At 70.8% G+C, this 15,049-nt stretch carries 11 protein-coding genes; 8 read left to right on the forward strand and 3 right to left on the reverse strand.

What is annotated here, in order from left to right; translation table 11 throughout:
- Positions 1–3: 3 nt before the first annotated feature.
- From lptE to PZE19_RS22580, 4 genes are all read left to right on the forward strand, one after another.
- The gene (lptE, locus tag PZE19_RS22565) at positions 4–576 is read left to right on the forward strand and encodes an LPS assembly lipoprotein LptE (protein ID WP_277862860.1); all 573 of its coding nucleotides are present in this window, start codon (positions 4–6) and stop codon (positions 574–576) included.
- 20 nt (positions 577–596) lie between these two features.
- Positions 597–1,445, forward strand: coding sequence for a dihydropteroate synthase (gene folP / locus PZE19_RS22570; protein ID WP_277862861.1), 849 nt, complete (start codon positions 597–599; stop codon positions 1,443–1,445).
- The gene (locus tag PZE19_RS22575; RefSeq protein ID WP_277862862.1) at positions 1,438–2,751 is read left to right on the forward strand and encodes a glutamate-5-semialdehyde dehydrogenase; all 1,314 of its coding nucleotides are present in this window, start codon (positions 1,438–1,440) and stop codon (positions 2,749–2,751) included. Before folP ends, PZE19_RS22575 begins: the two co-directional genes overlap by 8 nt.
- Before the next feature lie 143 nt (positions 2,752–2,894).
- Positions 2,895–3,497, forward strand: a complete 603-nt coding sequence (locus PZE19_RS22580; protein ID WP_277862863.1) for a hypothetical protein — start codon at positions 2,895–2,897, stop codon at positions 3,495–3,497.
- Between the two features lie 79 nt (positions 3,498–3,576).
- Here PZE19_RS22580 and PZE19_RS22585 read toward each other — a convergent pair whose 3' ends face one another.
- Both PZE19_RS22585 and PZE19_RS22590 read right to left on the reverse strand, forming a co-directional pair.
- Complete coding sequence (locus PZE19_RS22585; protein ID WP_277862864.1) at positions 3,577–6,411, reverse strand: VWA domain-containing protein; 2,835 nt, start codon at positions 6,409–6,411, stop codon at positions 3,577–3,579.
- 31 nt (positions 6,412–6,442) lie between these two features.
- Positions 6,443–6,979 (reverse strand): RNA polymerase sigma factor, encoded by a 537-nt coding sequence (locus tag PZE19_RS22590; protein ID WP_277862865.1) that lies wholly within the window; start codon positions 6,977–6,979, stop codon positions 6,443–6,445.
- Between the two features lie 414 nt (positions 6,980–7,393).
- Between PZE19_RS22590 and PZE19_RS22595 the strand changes: the two genes are divergently transcribed.
- From PZE19_RS22595 to PZE19_RS22610, 4 genes are all read left to right on the forward strand, one after another.
- Entirely contained in the window at positions 7,394–9,688 is a 2,295-nt protein-coding gene (locus PZE19_RS22595) for a M28 family metallopeptidase (protein ID WP_277862866.1), read from the forward strand.
- A 399-nt stretch (positions 9,689–10,087) separates the two neighbouring features.
- Positions 10,088–10,546 carry a BlaI/MecI/CopY family transcriptional regulator gene (locus tag PZE19_RS22600; protein WP_277862867.1) on the forward strand — a complete coding sequence of 153 codons (459 nt, stop codon included), beginning with the start codon at positions 10,088–10,090 and terminating at the stop codon, positions 10,544–10,546.
- Positions 10,510–12,483 carry a M56 family metallopeptidase gene (locus PZE19_RS22605; RefSeq protein WP_277862868.1) on the forward strand — a complete coding sequence of 658 codons (1,974 nt, stop codon included), beginning with the start codon at positions 10,510–10,512 and terminating at the stop codon, positions 12,481–12,483. The genes PZE19_RS22600 and PZE19_RS22605 overlap by 37 nt, the downstream gene beginning before the upstream one ends.
- Positions 12,484–12,605: 122 nt before the next feature.
- Positions 12,606–14,099 carry an APC family permease gene (locus PZE19_RS22610; protein WP_277862869.1) on the forward strand — a complete coding sequence of 498 codons (1,494 nt, stop codon included), beginning with the start codon at positions 12,606–12,608 and terminating at the stop codon, positions 14,097–14,099.
- On the opposite strand, the gene PZE19_RS22615 is transcribed toward PZE19_RS22610, so the two are convergent.
- On the reverse strand, positions 14,088–14,975 hold the full coding sequence (locus tag PZE19_RS22615; protein ID WP_277862870.1) for an SDR family oxidoreductase: 888 nt from the start codon (positions 14,973–14,975) through the stop codon (positions 14,088–14,090). The two genes, PZE19_RS22610 and PZE19_RS22615, sit on opposite strands and share 12 nt — an antisense overlap.
- Between the last annotated feature and the right edge of the window lie 74 nt (positions 14,976–15,049).

Here is a 15,049-nt window from a genome sequence, read left to right on the forward strand (position 1 = left end):
CTCATGTTCGGACTCCACCAGCGACGGGACCCCGCCGCCCCCACGCCCCGGCGACCGACGGCCGCGGCCTGGGCCCTGCTGGCGCTCGTCGGCCTCGCGGCGTGCGGCTGCGGCTACTCGTTCCGCGCCCCCTACGACAAGAGCGTCCGGACCGTCTACGTCCCGATGTTCAAGTCGCAGACCTTCACCCGCGACGTCGAGAAGATGCTCACCGAGATGGTCCAGAAGGAGATCGGCCGCCGCACGCCCTACCGGCTCGTCGACGACGTCGACGCCGCCGACACCGTGCTCACCGGCACGATCAACTTCGTCGACAAGAACATCGTCGTCGAGAGCCCCTTCAACCTCCCGCGGCAGCTCACGCGGACGGTGAACGTGAGCGTCAACTGGGTGCACAACCCGCCCACGACGACCGAGAAGACCCGGGCGCCGACCATCATCTCGGACACGGTGAACTTCGTCCCCGAGATCGGCGAGACCTCGCTGACCGCCACGTATCAGGTCTGCCAGAGACTGGCCGCGCAGATCATCGATATGATGGAGCAGCCCTGGTACACCGAGGAAGACCTGAAGTAGCCCGACGGAGGGACCGGCCCGTGAGCGCCACCTGGGAGTCGCAAGGCCGGACCCTCGTCGCCGACGCCGTCCCCAAGGTCATGGGGATCGTCAACGTCACGCCCGACAGCTTCTCGGACGGCGGCCGCTGGGCCACGGCCGACGCCGCCGTCGAGCACGGCCTGAGGCTCCTGCAGGACGGGGCCGACATCCTCGACGTCGGCGGCGAGTCGACCCGGCCCGGCGCCGCGATCGTGCCCGTCGCCGAGGAGATCCGCCGGCTCGCCCCGGTGATCGAACGGCTCGCCGACGCCCACGCCCCGATCTCCGTCGACACCATGAAGCCCGAGGTCGCCCGCATGGCGATCCGCGCCGGGGCCTGCATCATCAACGACGTCTCCGGGCTCCGCGACCCGGAGATGGCCGAGGTCGCGGCCGAAACGGGGGCCGCCGTCGTCCTCATGCACATGCAGGGGACGCCCCAGACCATGCAGGACGCGCCCCATTACGACGACGTGGTCGAGGAGGTCCTCGGCTACCTCGCCGAACGCGTCCACTGGTGCCAGTCCATGGGGATCGCGCGGGCGCGGATCGCCATCGACCCGGGGATCGGCTTCGGCAAGACCTACGAGCACAACCTGGCGCTCTTGCGGAACCTCCGGCGATTCGAGACCCTGGACTGCGTCGTGGTGCTGGGCGTCTCGCGCAAGGGGCTGCTCAAGACGATGACGGGCCGGGGCATGGACCAACGGCTCACCAGCTCGGTCGTCTGCTCGCTCGCCGGCTGCACGCTCGGCGCAAGCGTCGTCCGGGTCCACGACGTCGGCCCGATGGCCGACGCGATCAAGGTCTGGAACCTCGTGAGGGGTTGGGGGTCGAGCGATGTCTGAGGCGGGGACGGCGGTCGAGGCTCGGGGACGGGACGAACTGGCGACGGACGGGGACCTCGACGCGCTCTGCCGGGGGCTCGCCTCGCGGGCGAAGCGGGCGGCCCGCGCGCTGGCGACGGCCGGCCCCGGCGCCAAGGACGCCTGGCTCGACGCCGCAGCGAAGGCCCTCGAATCCCGTTCCGGCGAGATCCTGGAGGCCAACGCCCGCGACGTCGAGGCCGCGCCGGGCCTGGGCCTGAACGCGGCGGCCGTGGATCGCCTGACGCTCAGCCCCAGGCGGATCGGCGAGATGGCCCGCAGCCTGCGCGAGGTGGCCGCCCTGGCCGACCCGATCGGCGAGGTCGTCCGGTCGAGCAAGCGGCCCAACGGGCTCGACGTCGTGCAGGTCCGGGTGCCGCTGGGCGTGATCTTCATGATCTACGAGAGCCGCCCGAACGTCACGATCGACGCCGCCGCCATCGCCGTCAAGAGCGGCAACGCGGCCATCCTCCGGGGCGGCAAGGAGGCGATCCACTCCAACCGGGCGCTGCACCGCGTTCTGGCCGACGAGCTGGCCCGCCACGGCCTGCCCGAGCACGGCGTCCAGCTCGTGGCCACGACCGACCGCGCGGCCGTCGGCAAGCTGCTGGCGCTCCCCGAGTTCATCGACCTGGCGATCCCCCGGGGCGGCGAAGGGCTCATCCGTCGCGTCGTCGCCGAGGCGAAGATGCCCGTGATGAAGCACTATCAGGGCATCTGCGCCGTGTACATCGACGAGGCCGCCGACCCCGAGACGGCGACCCGGATCATCGTCAACGCCAAGGCCCAGCGCCCGGGCGTCTGCAACGCCGCCGAGACCCTGCTCGTCCACCGCGCCATCGCCCCCTCCTGGCTGCCGAAGGCCGCCTCCGCTTTGCGAGCGGCCGGGGTCTCCCTCCGCGCCGACGCCCAGGCCCGCGCGATCCTCCCCGACGCCGCCGCCGCCTCCGACGAGGACTGGGACACCGAGTTCCTCGACAAGATCCTGGCCGTGAAGGTGGTCGACTCGATGGACGAGGCGATCGAGCACATCGCCCGCCACGGCTCGTCGCACACCGAGGCCATCGTCACCCGCGACCTCGCCGCCGCCCGCAGGTTCGTCGCCCAGGTGGACAGCTCCGCCGTCATGGTCAACGCCAGCACCCGCTTCAACGACGGCGGCCAGCTCGGCCTCGGCGCCGAGATCGGCATCAGCACCGACAAGTATCACGCCCGCGGCCCCTGCGGGCTCCGCGAACTCACCTCCACCAAGTGGATCGTCTACGGCGACGGCCAGGTCCGCGAATAGCCGTCGACACCCTCACGATAGAATGCTTGCATGGCCTGCCCGTTCGTGTCAAAATCTCGCGAAGTTCGACAATTCCGCAATGCGCTGCAAGACTTGCGGGAAACATCGCCGACGCGAGACACCCACACGACGAGGGCCGATCCATGAGGCTGCGGACATCGCAGGCGTTCCGTCCCTGCGGGGAGATGGTGGAGCGGAGGCTCTTGACCGCGGCCCTGCCGCCGATGCGGGCGGCGGCCGCCGAGCGGGCTCTGCACCGCCAGCGGCCGGTCAACCCCGCCCTACGGCCGCCCCTCCGGCGCACGCCGGGCGTGACGGTGCCCGGCCCCGCCGGCCCGACGACGACCATCGGCGCGGGGTTCCTGGGCAACCAGGGTCCGGCGATCAATCGACCGACCATTCCGGCCGCGAACGTCAGCTACGGGCTCGTGACGATCACGAACACGACGCAGGCGACGATCGCCTTCAGCGTCTCGGCGTCGACCTACCAGGGCGGGAAGTTCTACGACTTCACGCTCAATCCCGGCAAGAGCGAGGTCTTCTACGCCCCGTTCGGCGGCCCGTTCAACAGCGCCCCGACGTTCCAGGTGAGCTTCGACACGGCCGAGCGCCGCAGCGCGATCCAGCTCGCCGAGGTCGACACGGTCTACGCCCCGGCCCGCTGGACGCCGACCGACGTCAGCCAGGGTCGCCCCTACGCGATCGTCGCCGAGTTCGGCGCCCTGAACGTCGTCCCCGTCTCCTGAGCGACCGAAACGCAAAAGGCCGACCGCCCCGGTGTGAGGGGGCGGCCGGCCCGGTGTCGGGATTGCGGCGGCGTGGGGATCAGGGGGCGGCCGGCGCCGCCGGGGCCGGGGTCTGAAGGTCGCGAGCCTTCTGCACCATCCCGACGAACTCCTTGCGGTAGCCCGAGGGGTCGTGGGCGAGCGTCGGCGAGGCCAGCTCGAGCACGCCGTCGTACGTCAGGGTGCCGACGGACGGGGAGTGCCGCAGCAGCATGCCGAAGCCGGCGACCGACGAGGCCAGCTTGAAGTCGTCGGACGCTTCGGAGTAGTCGAGCCCGCGGTCGGCCACCGGCCGCTCGATCAGGGCGCTGACGTCCTCCTGGGGCTTCTTGTACCGCAGCCGCACGACGAACGAGTCGGGCGTCGGGGCGTTCGCGGCCGGGGGGGCCGCCTGCGCGGCCGGGACGATCTCGTACAGGGCCGTGACGTGGTGCCCCGCGCCGATCTCGCCGGCGTCCTTCTGGTCGTTGGCGAAGTCCTCGTTGGCCATGACCCGGTTCTCGTAGCCGATCAGCCGGTAGGCCTTGACCTTCTCGGGCTTGAATTCGACCTGGATCTTGACGTCCTTGGCGATGACGTCGAGCGTCGCGCCCATCTCCTCGACGAGGACCTTGTAGGCCTCGTCGGGGCCGTCGACGTAGGCGTAGTGGCCGTTCCCCTTGTCGGCGAGCTTCTCCAGCGTGCCGTCCTTGAGGTTGTCCATGCCGAAGCCCAGGACGGTCAGGAAGACCGGCTTGGGGCCCTTGGCCTTGGACTCGATCAGCTTGACCAGCTCGTCCTGATTGGTGACGCCGACGTTGAAGTCGCCGTCGGTGGCCAGGATGACGCGGTTGATCCCGTCGTTGATGAAGTTGGCGGTCGCCTGGGCGTAGGCGAGCTGGATGCCCTCGCCGCCGTTGGTCGAGCCGCCGGCCTTCAGCTCCTCGATCCGCGAGAGGATCTCGGCCTTCTTGAGACACGACGTCGACGGCAGGACCAGGCCCGAGGCCCCGGCGTAGACGACGATGGAGACCCGGTCGTTCTCGCCGAGCTGTTCGACGAGCTTCTGGAAGCCCCACTGCACCAGCGGCAGCTTGTTGGGCTGGTCCATCGAGCCCGAGACGTCGGCCAGAAGGACGATGTTGCTGGGCTTGCGGGCCGCCTGGACGATAGGCCTGCCCATGATCCCGATCCGCGCCAGCCGGTTCTCGGCCTTCCAGGGGCAGCGGGCCGTCTCGACGTGGATCGCGAACGGGTCCGGGCTGGAGGCCGCGGGCGGAGCGTCCTGGTAGGGGAAGTAGTTGATCATCTCCTCGATCCGGACCGCGTCGGGCGGCGGCGCCTGGTTCTGCTGCATCAGGGAGCGGCGGACGATCGAGTACGAGGCGGTGTCGACGTCGATCGAGAAGGTCGAGACGGCTTCCTGGCCGACGAGGACGAAGGGGTTCTCGGGGGCGGCGACCACGGCGACGGGTTCGGCGGTCGGCGGGGGCGGCTGCTCAGCTTCCTTCTCGTGTACAAGAGCTTCCTGGGCGACCTTCGCTTCCAGGGCCGGCAGCGGGGCGGCCGCCGACGCCGGGGCCGGGGCCGGGGCGTCAGCCGTCGCGAGCGGATCGGTCCGTGCATAGTCCTTGGCGGCGTCGTTCTTGTCGAGTTCCCCGTACTTCGCGTCCTGGGGCTGCATCGAGCGGTTCAAGGGGGCGTCGCGGAGCAGGCCGCGCTCGACCTTCTTGGAGCCGTCCCGGAGGGCGACGGCCATACCGCGGGCCTCTTGACTCAGGGCCTGAGCGGCCTGGCCCGTTTCGAGGCCGAGGGCGAGCGCCCCGCCGCGACCCGCCGCTTGAGCCGCCCCTTCCTTGAGCACCGATGGTGGCGCTCCGGGCTTCCCGTCGGCCATCTGATCCTTCGGGGCGTTCTGGGTCAGTTGGTTGTAGTTGGTCGCCAGTTCGGGCGAGCGGGCCGCCGATTCGAGCTTCCCGGACTGGCTCCCGGGCTTGGCGGGCGACGCCGCGGGCTCGCCCCGCGAGGACGCTTGATTTCCGAGCCTCTGGGCGTCGGCCTGGAAGCGGTAGGGCGCGGCGTCGTATCCATAAGCGAGTCCTTCTTCTTTCTTGATCGGCGCCCCCGCCTGGAGCTGCTTGGCGAACATGTGGTCGACGGCCTTCGCGCGGGGGGCGGGGGCCGCGGAGAGCGGGGTCCCGACGGTCGGACGCGACGCAGCGATTCGCGACCGGGCCGTCACCTCGCCCGACTTCCTACCGCCCATCATGTCGCCCATCATGCCGCCCATCGCCCCGCCCATGCCCCCGCTCGATTGCCCGGGGGCCGTCGCGCGGCCCATCATTCCGCTCATTCCGCCGTACCCCGCCATGGATCCGGGGGCGGGCCCGGCGGGCGCGGCGGGCGTCTCAGGCGTAGCCACCGAGAAGGCCGCCGAGTCGTCGAGGGCGACGCTTGGGGGCGTCGCGTCGAAATCCTCGATCGCCAGCTCGACCGACCGGGCGCGATGGGGCGGGTCGCCGCTCCGGTAGTACGTCACGCCGAGGAGCGAGCCGACCATGAAGAAGGCCGCGATCCTCGCGAGCGGTCCCAGCGATCCCGGCGTCCGCCACCAGGGCCGGCGGGACGGCGAAGGCGCGGCGGCGGTCGTCAGGCGCGGGGCCGGGACGGGGGCGGGAAGGGGGGCCGGCGGGGCGGCGGCGAGGGCCGCGGACTCGCGGGCCTGCTCGTCGTGGAGGCGTTCGGAGAGCCAGCGCGCGGTGAGCCGGATCTCCTCGACCTGCCTGAGGGCCTCGGGATGGTCCGCGAGCAGGCGCTCGATCTCGGGCGCATCGGCCTCGGCGAGCTCGCCGAGGGCGAAAGCGGTGAGCCGGGGGTCGTCGATGTCGAAGCTCATCTTCGGTTTCTCCTTTCTGGGGCTCGCGGGTTCAGGCGCCCGCCTCGGCGGGCTGGCCGTCGAACAGGCGGCTCCGGAGGGTCTTGATCCCGGCGTGGATCAGGTAGCCGACGTTGGAGACGCTGTGGCCGCTGATCCGGCTGATCTCCTGGTAAGAGAAACCGTTCTGGAACTTCAGGCGGATGACCTCACGCTGATTCGGCGGCAGCGTGTCCAGCAGCGCCAGGACGCGGGTCCCCAGGTCGTGGCGCTCGGCGACGTCGTGCGGCCCGGGGGCCGGGCTCAGGCAGCGGTCGACTTGTTCGTCGTGCAATCGGGTCATGCGATGCTCCTTCCGCAGGACGTCCAGCGCCCGATTCCGGCAGACGGTGAACAGCCACTCGGCGAGATGGCCGTCGACGTCGCCGCGGGCCTGGGAGCAGAGGCGCAGGAAGACGTCCTGCACCACGTCTCGGGCCGCCTCGGCGTCGTTCAAGAGACGACGCGCGTAGAGCGAGAGGGGCCCCTCGAAGCGGGAGACCGCGTCGCGCACCCACGCGTCGCCGTCAGGATCGCGTTCACCTGCCATCGGCGTGCTCGATAAGGGACGTGTTCCCGTTCCTCCAGGACAACGGGCCGGGGCGGATTCTCTTAGCCCGGACCGGGAAAAAACCCGCGCCCCACCCGGGTGCATCGCAACGACCGACGCCGCGGCGACACTGGAAACCCGCGCGGCGACGTCGTATCCTGGCTCTGCGGCCGGAGCTGCCAGGATACCACCACGAGCGCTTCCCGGCCTCATCACGCCCTTCCCCCCTCGCGGGGGAAGGTGGCCGAAGGCCGGATGAGGGGGAGGACCAGCACGCGACCCGGCGGACTTCGAAACGCCCCGGTCATCTCGCCTTCGACGCCACGACCGCCTTGAAGGTTCCTCATCATCCGCCCCTGCGGCGCCCGCCCGAACGACCCCGACCGCGACTCCTTCGATTCGAGAGGCCCCCGGATGCCCGGTTTCCGTCGATCCGCCCTCCTCCTGCCGCTCCTCCTTGGTCTACCCACGTCGCGGCTCCACGGCGAGGAGCCGCCGCCCCTGGGCTTCGCCCCCGCGTCGCGCGCGGCGCACCTGGAGGCCGAGAGGCGGGCCGCGGCCGTCCCCACGCCTAACAGCGCCCGCAACTGGCTGCGGACGCTGACCGCCGAGCCCCACCCCGCCGCCACGGCGGCCGACGAGCGGACCGCCAAGTTCGTCCGCGACAAGCTCCAGGAGTGGGGCTGGAAGGCCGAGATCGTCCCCTACGAGGTCCTCCTCAACCAGCCCTCCGCGCCCCCGACCCTGGGCATCGACCGGCCCGAGGGGATGGACCTGGACCTCGAAGAAAAGCCGATCGCGGCCGACAAGGACTCGGCCAACTCGGCCGCGCTGCCGGCCTTCCACGGCTTCGGCGTCTCGGGGACCGCGTCGGGCCAGGTCGTTTATGCGAACTACGGCCGGCCCGAGGACTTCAAGGCGCTCGAAGACCTGGGGATCGACGTCCGCGACAAGATCGTGCTCTGCCGCTACGGCGGGCTCTTCCGGGGCCTGAAGGTTCTCAACGCCCAGAAACGCGGGGCCAGGGGGATCCTGATCTACTCCGATCCCGGCGACGACGGCTACGCCAAGGGCGACGTCTATCCCGACGGCCCGTTCCGCCCCGAGTCGGCCGTCCAGCGCGGCAGCGTCCAGTTCCTCTCCCTCGGCCCCGGCGACCCGTCGACGCCGAACGGCCCCTCGATCGCCGGCGCGCCCCGGCTGCCGATCGACGCCCGCTTCGGGTTCCCGCTCCAGGAGGCCGACGCGGTCGCCGACTGGGAGGCGAAGACCAAGCTCAAGCGGGCCGAGTATTTCGCGACGATCCCCTCGCTGCCGATCGGCTACGGATCGGCGAACGAGATCCTCTCGCGGCTCGCCGGGCCCGGCGTCCCCAACGGCTGGCAGGGCGGGCTGCCGCTCTCGTACCATGTCGGCGCGGGGCCCGCCGAGGTGACGATGACCGTCTCGAACGAGTATAAGGTCCGGACGATCTGGAACGTGATCGCCACCCTCCCCGGCGCCGTCGAGCCCGATCGCTGGGTCATGCTGGGCAACCACCGCGACGCCTGGGTCCACGGGGCCGTCGACCCCGGCAGCGGCACCGCCGCCACGCTGGAGGTCTGCCGGGCGCTGGGGAAGGCCGTCAAGGACGGCTGGAAGCCCCGCCGGACGATCGTCTACGCGAGCTGGGACGCCGAGGAGTACGGCCTGATCGGCTCGACCGAGTGGGCCGAGCAGTTCGCCGCCGACGTCGACCGCAAGGCCGCGCTCATGCTCAACGTCGACTCGGCCGTCAGCGGCGCCGAGCTGGACATGGGGGGCGTCCCCTCGCTCCGCGACCTCGTACTCGAATCGGCCGCCGCCGTGACCGACCCGCGCTCGGGCAAGGCGCTCCGCGACGTCTGGACGGACTCGAAGCGATCCGGCTGGGTCGCCTCCAGCCCGCTCCTGCTGGCCGACCCGTTCTGGGCCCGCGACGGCAAGGCCCCCGCCCCGCTCGGCTTCATCCCCCAGATGGCCCCGCTGGGCTCGGGCTCGGACTACACCGCGTTCCTCGACCACCTGGGCGTGCCGTCGCTCGACGTCGGCTTCTCGGGCCGCTACGGGGTGTATCACTCGAACTACGACGACTTCGCCTGGATGGAGAAGTTCGGCGACCCCGAGTTCCTCACGCACGCCACCGCCGCGCGGCTGTATATCGCGATCGTGATGCGGGCCGCCGGGGCCGACGTCCTCCCCTTCCGGTTCACCCCGTACGCCGACGCCCTCCGCAGCTACGTCGACGAGCTGCGCATGCTCCGCGCCCGGCAGGTCCGCAAGGCCTCCGCGCCGGCCGCCGACGAGGGCTTCGAGGGCCTCGCCGCGCTCGCCGATTCCGTGCTGGCCTTCGACGTCGACGCCCGGAAGCTCGACGACGCCCTGAACGCCCTCGGCCGCCAGGACGGCTCGCGGCCCGAGAAGCTGGAGGCGCTCAACGCGGCCCTCACCCGGATCGAGCGCGCCTTCCTCATGCCGGACGGCCTCGCCGGCCGCTCCTGGTTCAAGCACGCGGTCTACGCGCCCGGCCTGACCACCGGCTACGCCTGCTGGCCGCTCCCCGCCGTTCGCGAGGGGATCGAGACCGACAGGCCCGAACTCCTCAAGACGGGCGTCCCCGCCACCACCCAGGCCATCGCCCGCGCCGCCGCCGCCATCCGCGCCGCAGCCGCCGTCGCCGCCCAGCCCTGACCGATTTCGGATCGGCCGGGGCCTGGCTTCGAATCGGGTTCGTTCTCATCGGCCGATAACGAACCCGATCGACGCAATCCCTTTGAAGCCATGGCCTTAATATCGTTTTTTCGCTTTCGGGATTGGCTTCGGTCGTCCCATTTATTTTTCATTTCGACGCCCCGATCGTCCGGCCCCATCGGTCCTCGCCTCCTCCCGCGCGCAGCAACCCTGTGATCATTATGGATCCGGATGCGCGATTGCGCACGGCATGAATGCGACCCAGGACATCGATCATCCGCCGGGTCGCGACGATCTACGGTTTTCCCCGTTGACATCGACGGGTTAAACCGTAGACTCGTTCACGTGGTCGCGGAAACGCATGAAGTCCTCTGACGCAGGAAAGGAGTCTCCATTTCCATGGTGCGTCCCCGCGCGGAGCAGCCGACGCCCGGCGAGCTGGAGGTGTTGAAGGTGCTCTGGGACCTGGCCCGGCCGACGACGGTCCGGGAGGTCCTCGAAGCCGTCAACGCCCAGGCCGAGAAGCCGAGGGCCTACACGTCGGTGATGAGCCTCATGAACGTCATGGCCGACAAGGGCCTCTTAATGCGCTCGCCGCAGGGGCGGGCCTTCGTCTACGAGCCGGAGTCGCCGCGCGAGCAGACCCTCAGCTCGCTCCTGGGCGAGACGCTTCGGCGGGCCTACGACGGCTCGGCGAGCCTGCTCGTCGCCCACCTGCTCGACCAGTCGTCGCCGTCGGCCGAGGAACTCGACGCCATCCGCGCGCTCCTCGACCAGTACGCCTCGCGCCCCCCCTCGACGGACCCGAACGGAGGCGGACCGTGCAAGACCTCGCGACCCAGGCGGCCCACGCGCTGAGCGACCTCGCCTGGCTGACTCTTCTGCACAGCGTCTGGATCGGCCTGCTCGCGGGTTCGTTCGCAACGCTGGCGACCTCGTTCGGAAGGCCCGCGACGCATCGGGGCCGTCACTTGCTGTTCCTCCTCGCGCTGGCCGCCGTCGCGCTCGGCTCACCCGCCGCGGCGATCGTGCAACGATCCACCCGCTCGGACGACGCCAGGCCCGCCCAGTTTCGGGCGACCGTCCTGCGGGTCGCCGCACCCACCTCGACGCCGCTCGCACCCGCCGGGACCACGACCCCGCTCGCGCCCGCTGCAGTCCCGCTCGACGGCTGGAAAGCCGGATTTCGGAGCGCCGTCGATCGGGTCGTCCCGGCCGTCGAGGCCGCGCGGCCCTACGCCGTGACCGTCTGGTCGGTCGGCGTGCTCGCGACGGGCGGGGCTCTGCTGACGGGCTCGCTAAGCCTGCGGCGGCTCCTGCGCGAGGCTCGGCCGATCGAAGCCATTCAGCCCCGCGCCCGGGCGATCGCCAGACGACTCCGGCTTCGCCGCATCCCCTCGATCGGCGTCCATTCGCGCGTCGACGAGCCCTGCCTCGCCGGCCTCTTCCGCCCCATGATCCTGCTGCCTTCGCGGTGGCTCGAAACGGCCCCTTCCGAGTCGACTTACGCCGTCCTCGCCCACGAGCTGGCCCACGCGCGTCGGTTTGACCACCTCGCGAACCTGGCCCAGCGGGCGATCGAGGCGTGCTTCTTCTTCCATCCCTGCGTCCACGGGCTGTCCCGCTCCGCCCGCCGCGCGTCCGAGCACGCCGCCGACGCCCTCGCCGCCCGCCTCACGGGCGACCCGCTGGCGCTCGCCCGCGCTCTGGAATCCGTCGCACGACTGCGCACGACAAGACCTCGTCCCTCGAAACTCGGCCTCGCCATCGGCGGCGACCGATCGACCCTCCTACCCCGCATTCAGGAGCTGCTCGACATGAAGCCCAACCGCCCCCGCCTCGCCCTCTGGCCGCTCGCGGCCATTCCCGCGGCCTTCGTCGCCGCGATCGTCACGGCCTCCGTCGGACTCGCCCAGGAGCCCGCGTCGAAGGACGTTCCAGCCGTCCCACAGGTCGCCGCCCCTCCTCGCGTCGCTCTTCCGCCGTCGGTTCCGCGGAGCAAGATCTCCCGGGAGGAGCGTCTGCGACTGACCAGCTCGGACCCGAGGAAACTGTCTCCCGAGGACCGGGAAAAGCTGAATTCGCTTGACCAGATCGCGTACCAGGTGCGCATCGTGAAAGTGTCGGAGAAAGCCTGGAACCGCCTGGCCAAGGACGCATTCAAGCCCGTGGAGACGTCGAACAAACGGGAAGCGTGGACTCTGGAGGCGCCCGCCCTGAAGGCGGCGCTCGATCAAATTCTCAAGGATCGCGAGACGCGCGAACTCCAGGCTCCCACCGTCACGGCCTATGAGGAGAGTCCGGTCCGCATCCAGTCGGGCGATGATGGCAGCGTCGCGTCTGGGGAGGTAATCGACAGCTACACCGTTTCGGTCGTGGAAACGTCCACGCCGAAGGCTGTGAAACCCCCCGACCTCAACGCCGTGCCAGGCGAGTTCGATGTGCAACTCAACGGGACTCGCCTGGCCGCCGGCCATCGCATCGACGCCCGCGTCTCGAATACGATCAAGCGCAGGAGCGAGCCTCCTCAGCAGGCTGTCCCTGCCGAAGCGACGACTCGGCGCCTGGTGCCGACCCAGGTCCTGGTCGACAGGAAGGTCGAGACGGGCTGCGTCGTCCCGGACGGCTCGAGTCTCATCCTGGATGCGGGACCGGCTGTGGACGTTCGGCCTGCGAACGCCGCCGGGTCGCGGAGTCGCCGCTCCTTCGTCGTGATCACGCCGCTCCACATTCTGCTGGAGGAGGAAGAAGCCGCGGCGGCGCCCGTTCCGACGGCGCCGCCCCTGGTGAAGTAGGCCCTCGCCCCGGTTCCCGGGCCTTTCGCGCGGGCCGTCCGTTATGGTGGAATACCTCACCCTCTCCATCCAGGACGGCCGCGCGAACGAACGACCGGGAATCCGAGCCGAGGAACGCCTGCATGGGAACTGAAACAGCCGCGCCCCCGCAGCCGGTGGTCTTGCCCCGGGTGCTGGGGCCGGTCGCCGCGCTCTGCGTCGTGGTGGGGTCGGTGATCGGGTCGGGGATCTTCCTGGTGCCGGCGGGGGTCGCCAACGACGTCCCGTTCCTGGGCGGGATCATCGCCGTCTGGGTCATCGGCGGGGTCTTCACGACGGCCGGGGCGCTCACGCTGGCCGAGCTGGGGGCGATGATGCCCCAGGCCGGCGGGCCGTACGTCTACCTCCGCGAGGCCTACGGCAAGCTGCCGGCCTTCCTGTTCGGCTGGTCCGAGCTGACCGTGTCGCGCGCGGGGTCGATGGCGACGCTCGCCGCGGCCTTCTCGCGGTACTTCGTGCAGGTCGTCCACCCGCCGGCGTTCATCAGCAACGAGCAGGTCTGGCAGGCGTGCGCGGCGTGCTCGGCGATCGCGGTCGTGACGCTGATCAACATTTTGGGGACGCGGGGCGGCGGCGGGCTCCAGGTCGTCGGCACGGCGCTCAAGGTCGGCGGCGTGCTGTCGCTCATCGCCCTGCCCTTCGTCATGGGCGGCGGCAGCGTGGGCAACCTGGCGCCGGTGATGCCCACGCGCGTCGACGCCTCGATCTTCACCGGGATCATGGCGGCGATGGTCGGCGTGCTCTGGGCGTACGACGGCTGGATGAACGTCACGCCTCTGGCCGAGGAGATCCGCGAGCCCGAGAAGAACATCCCCCGCGCGATGGTCTTCGGCATGTCGGCCCTGGTGGCGATCTACCTGGCCATGACGCTCGCCTACCACTACGTCCTGCCGATGGCCGAGATCGCCGCGGCCGACGAGCCCGAAGGGGGGATCACCAAGGCCGTCGCCGCGGTCTACTGCAAGACCCTCCTCGGCCCCTCAGGCGTCATGGCGATCTCGATGCTCGTCATGTGCTCGACGTTCATCTCGCTCAACGGCAACGCGCTGACCGGCCCGCGCTCGTACTTCGCGATGGCCCGCGACGGCCTGCTCCCCGCGTGGTTCGACCGCGTCCACCCGCGATTCCAGACCCCGGCCAACGCGATCCTCTCACAGGCGATCTGGGCGATCGGGCTGACCGTGCTGGGGACGGTGCTGATCCTCGTCCCGCCGCCGTCGAACTCCGCGCTGCCGGGCTTCCTGACCTCGGCCTGGACCGTCCTCAACAAGACGCCGCTCTACGACATCCTGCTGACCTACGTGATCTTCGGGGCCAACGTCTTCTATTTGCTGGCGATCACCAGCGTGTTCGTGCTGCGGCGGACTCGCCCCGAGCTGCACCGCCCTTACAAGACGTGGGGCTATCCGATCACGCCCTTGATCTTCGTCGTCGCCTCGCTGGTCCTCCTGGGCGACATGCTCCGCAACGAGCAGAGCCGGATGCAGGCCCTCGTCGGCGGCGGCCTGATCCTGCTGGGAATCCCGGCGTACTACCTGCTGCGGCGCAAGCCGACGGCGGCCGAATCAGCCGCGTGAGGCCCGCTCCATCGCCCGGACGGCCTCCTCGACCGGGGGCCGTTCGAGCGTCGGGAAGAGCGCGGCGAGGCGGGCCGTGTCGAGCGAGACGTCGGCCGGGCGGGGCTCGGCGAAGACGGCGTCGGCCCGGCTGTCGCCGCGGACGAGCGCGGGGTCGAGCCCCAGGCCGCGGGCGACGCGGCTCATCAGCTCGAACCGGCTGAGCCGCTCGCGGCCGCCGACGTGGAGCAGCCCCCGGAAGTCGGACGCGAGCAGGGCGACGAGGACCTCGGCCGCCGTCGCGTAGTCCAGCGGCGTGCGGAACTCGTCGTCGAAGAACGTCTGCGGCACGCCCTCCCGCAGTCGGGCGACGGCCTGGTCGTAGAACGTCTCACGGCCGCATCGCGTCGGCCCATACAGCAGGCCGATGCGGGCGACGGCCGAGTCGGGGGCTTTCAAGGCCTCGCGCTCGGCGTCGCGCTTGGTCGCACCGTAGGCCAGGATCGGCCGGGGCTCGTCGGCCTCGGGGGTCCACGCTCGCGAGCCGTCGAAGACCATGTCGGTCGACGTGAAGACCAGGCGGCAGCCCTTTGCGATGCACCATTCGGCCACGGCGGACACGGCGTCGACGTTGACGACCCGCGCCCGCCCCGGATCGCTGCGCACCCGCGCCGCGTCGCTGATCGCGGCGGCGTGGAGGACGGCGTCGGGGGCGTCGCGATCGAGCGCGCGGCCGATCTCGGCCAGGTCGGCGAGGTCGACGGCGACGGTCGGCGAGCCATCCCACGATCCGGGCGTCGCGCCGCCCCAGGCGACGACGTCCCATCCCCGCGTTTTCAGAGGATCGCGCAAATACGCGCCGATCCGTCCCGTCGCGCCCGTCAACACGATCCGCATGTCCGTCGCAACCTCCGGCGGTCCTGCAATCCCGGCCTCTTGCGTCGCAAGACGCGGGCGGCCTCCCGCCGATC

Origin of the sequence: Paludisphaera mucosa (assembly GCF_029589435.1) — a bacterium.
Taxonomy (GTDB): Bacteria; Planctomycetota; Planctomycetia; order Isosphaerales; family Isosphaeraceae; genus Paludisphaera; species Paludisphaera mucosa.

What these genes read in the sequence shown, in the direction of transcription:
- lptE (WP_277862860.1), top strand. Translation starts at nt 4, where the DNA reads ATGTTCGGACTCCACCAGCGACGGGACCCCGCCGCCCCCACGCCCCGG.
- PZE19_RS22610 (WP_277862869.1), top strand. Translation starts at nt 12,606, where the DNA reads ATGGGAACTGAAACAGCCGCGCCCCCGCAGCCGGTGGTCTTGCCCCGG.
- PZE19_RS22575 (WP_277862862.1), top strand. Translation starts at nt 1,438, where the DNA reads ATGTCTGAGGCGGGGACGGCGGTCGAGGCTCGGGGACGGGACGAACTG.
- PZE19_RS22590 (WP_277862865.1), bottom strand. Translation starts at nt 6,979, where the DNA reads ATGGCAGGTGAACGCGATCCTGACGGCGACGCGTGGGTGCGCGACGCG.
- PZE19_RS22580 (WP_277862863.1), top strand. Translation starts at nt 2,895, where the DNA reads ATGAGGCTGCGGACATCGCAGGCGTTCCGTCCCTGCGGGGAGATGGTG.
- PZE19_RS22600 (WP_277862867.1), top strand. Translation starts at nt 10,088, where the DNA reads ATGGTGCGTCCCCGCGCGGAGCAGCCGACGCCCGGCGAGCTGGAGGTG.
- PZE19_RS22585 (WP_277862864.1), bottom strand. Translation starts at nt 6,411, where the DNA reads ATGAGCTTCGACATCGACGACCCCCGGCTCACCGCTTTCGCCCTCGGC.
- PZE19_RS22615 (WP_277862870.1), bottom strand. Translation starts at nt 14,975, where the DNA reads ATGCGGATCGTGTTGACGGGCGCGACGGGACGGATCGGCGCGTATTTG.
- PZE19_RS22595 (WP_277862866.1), top strand. Translation starts at nt 7,394, where the DNA reads ATGCCCGGTTTCCGTCGATCCGCCCTCCTCCTGCCGCTCCTCCTTGGT.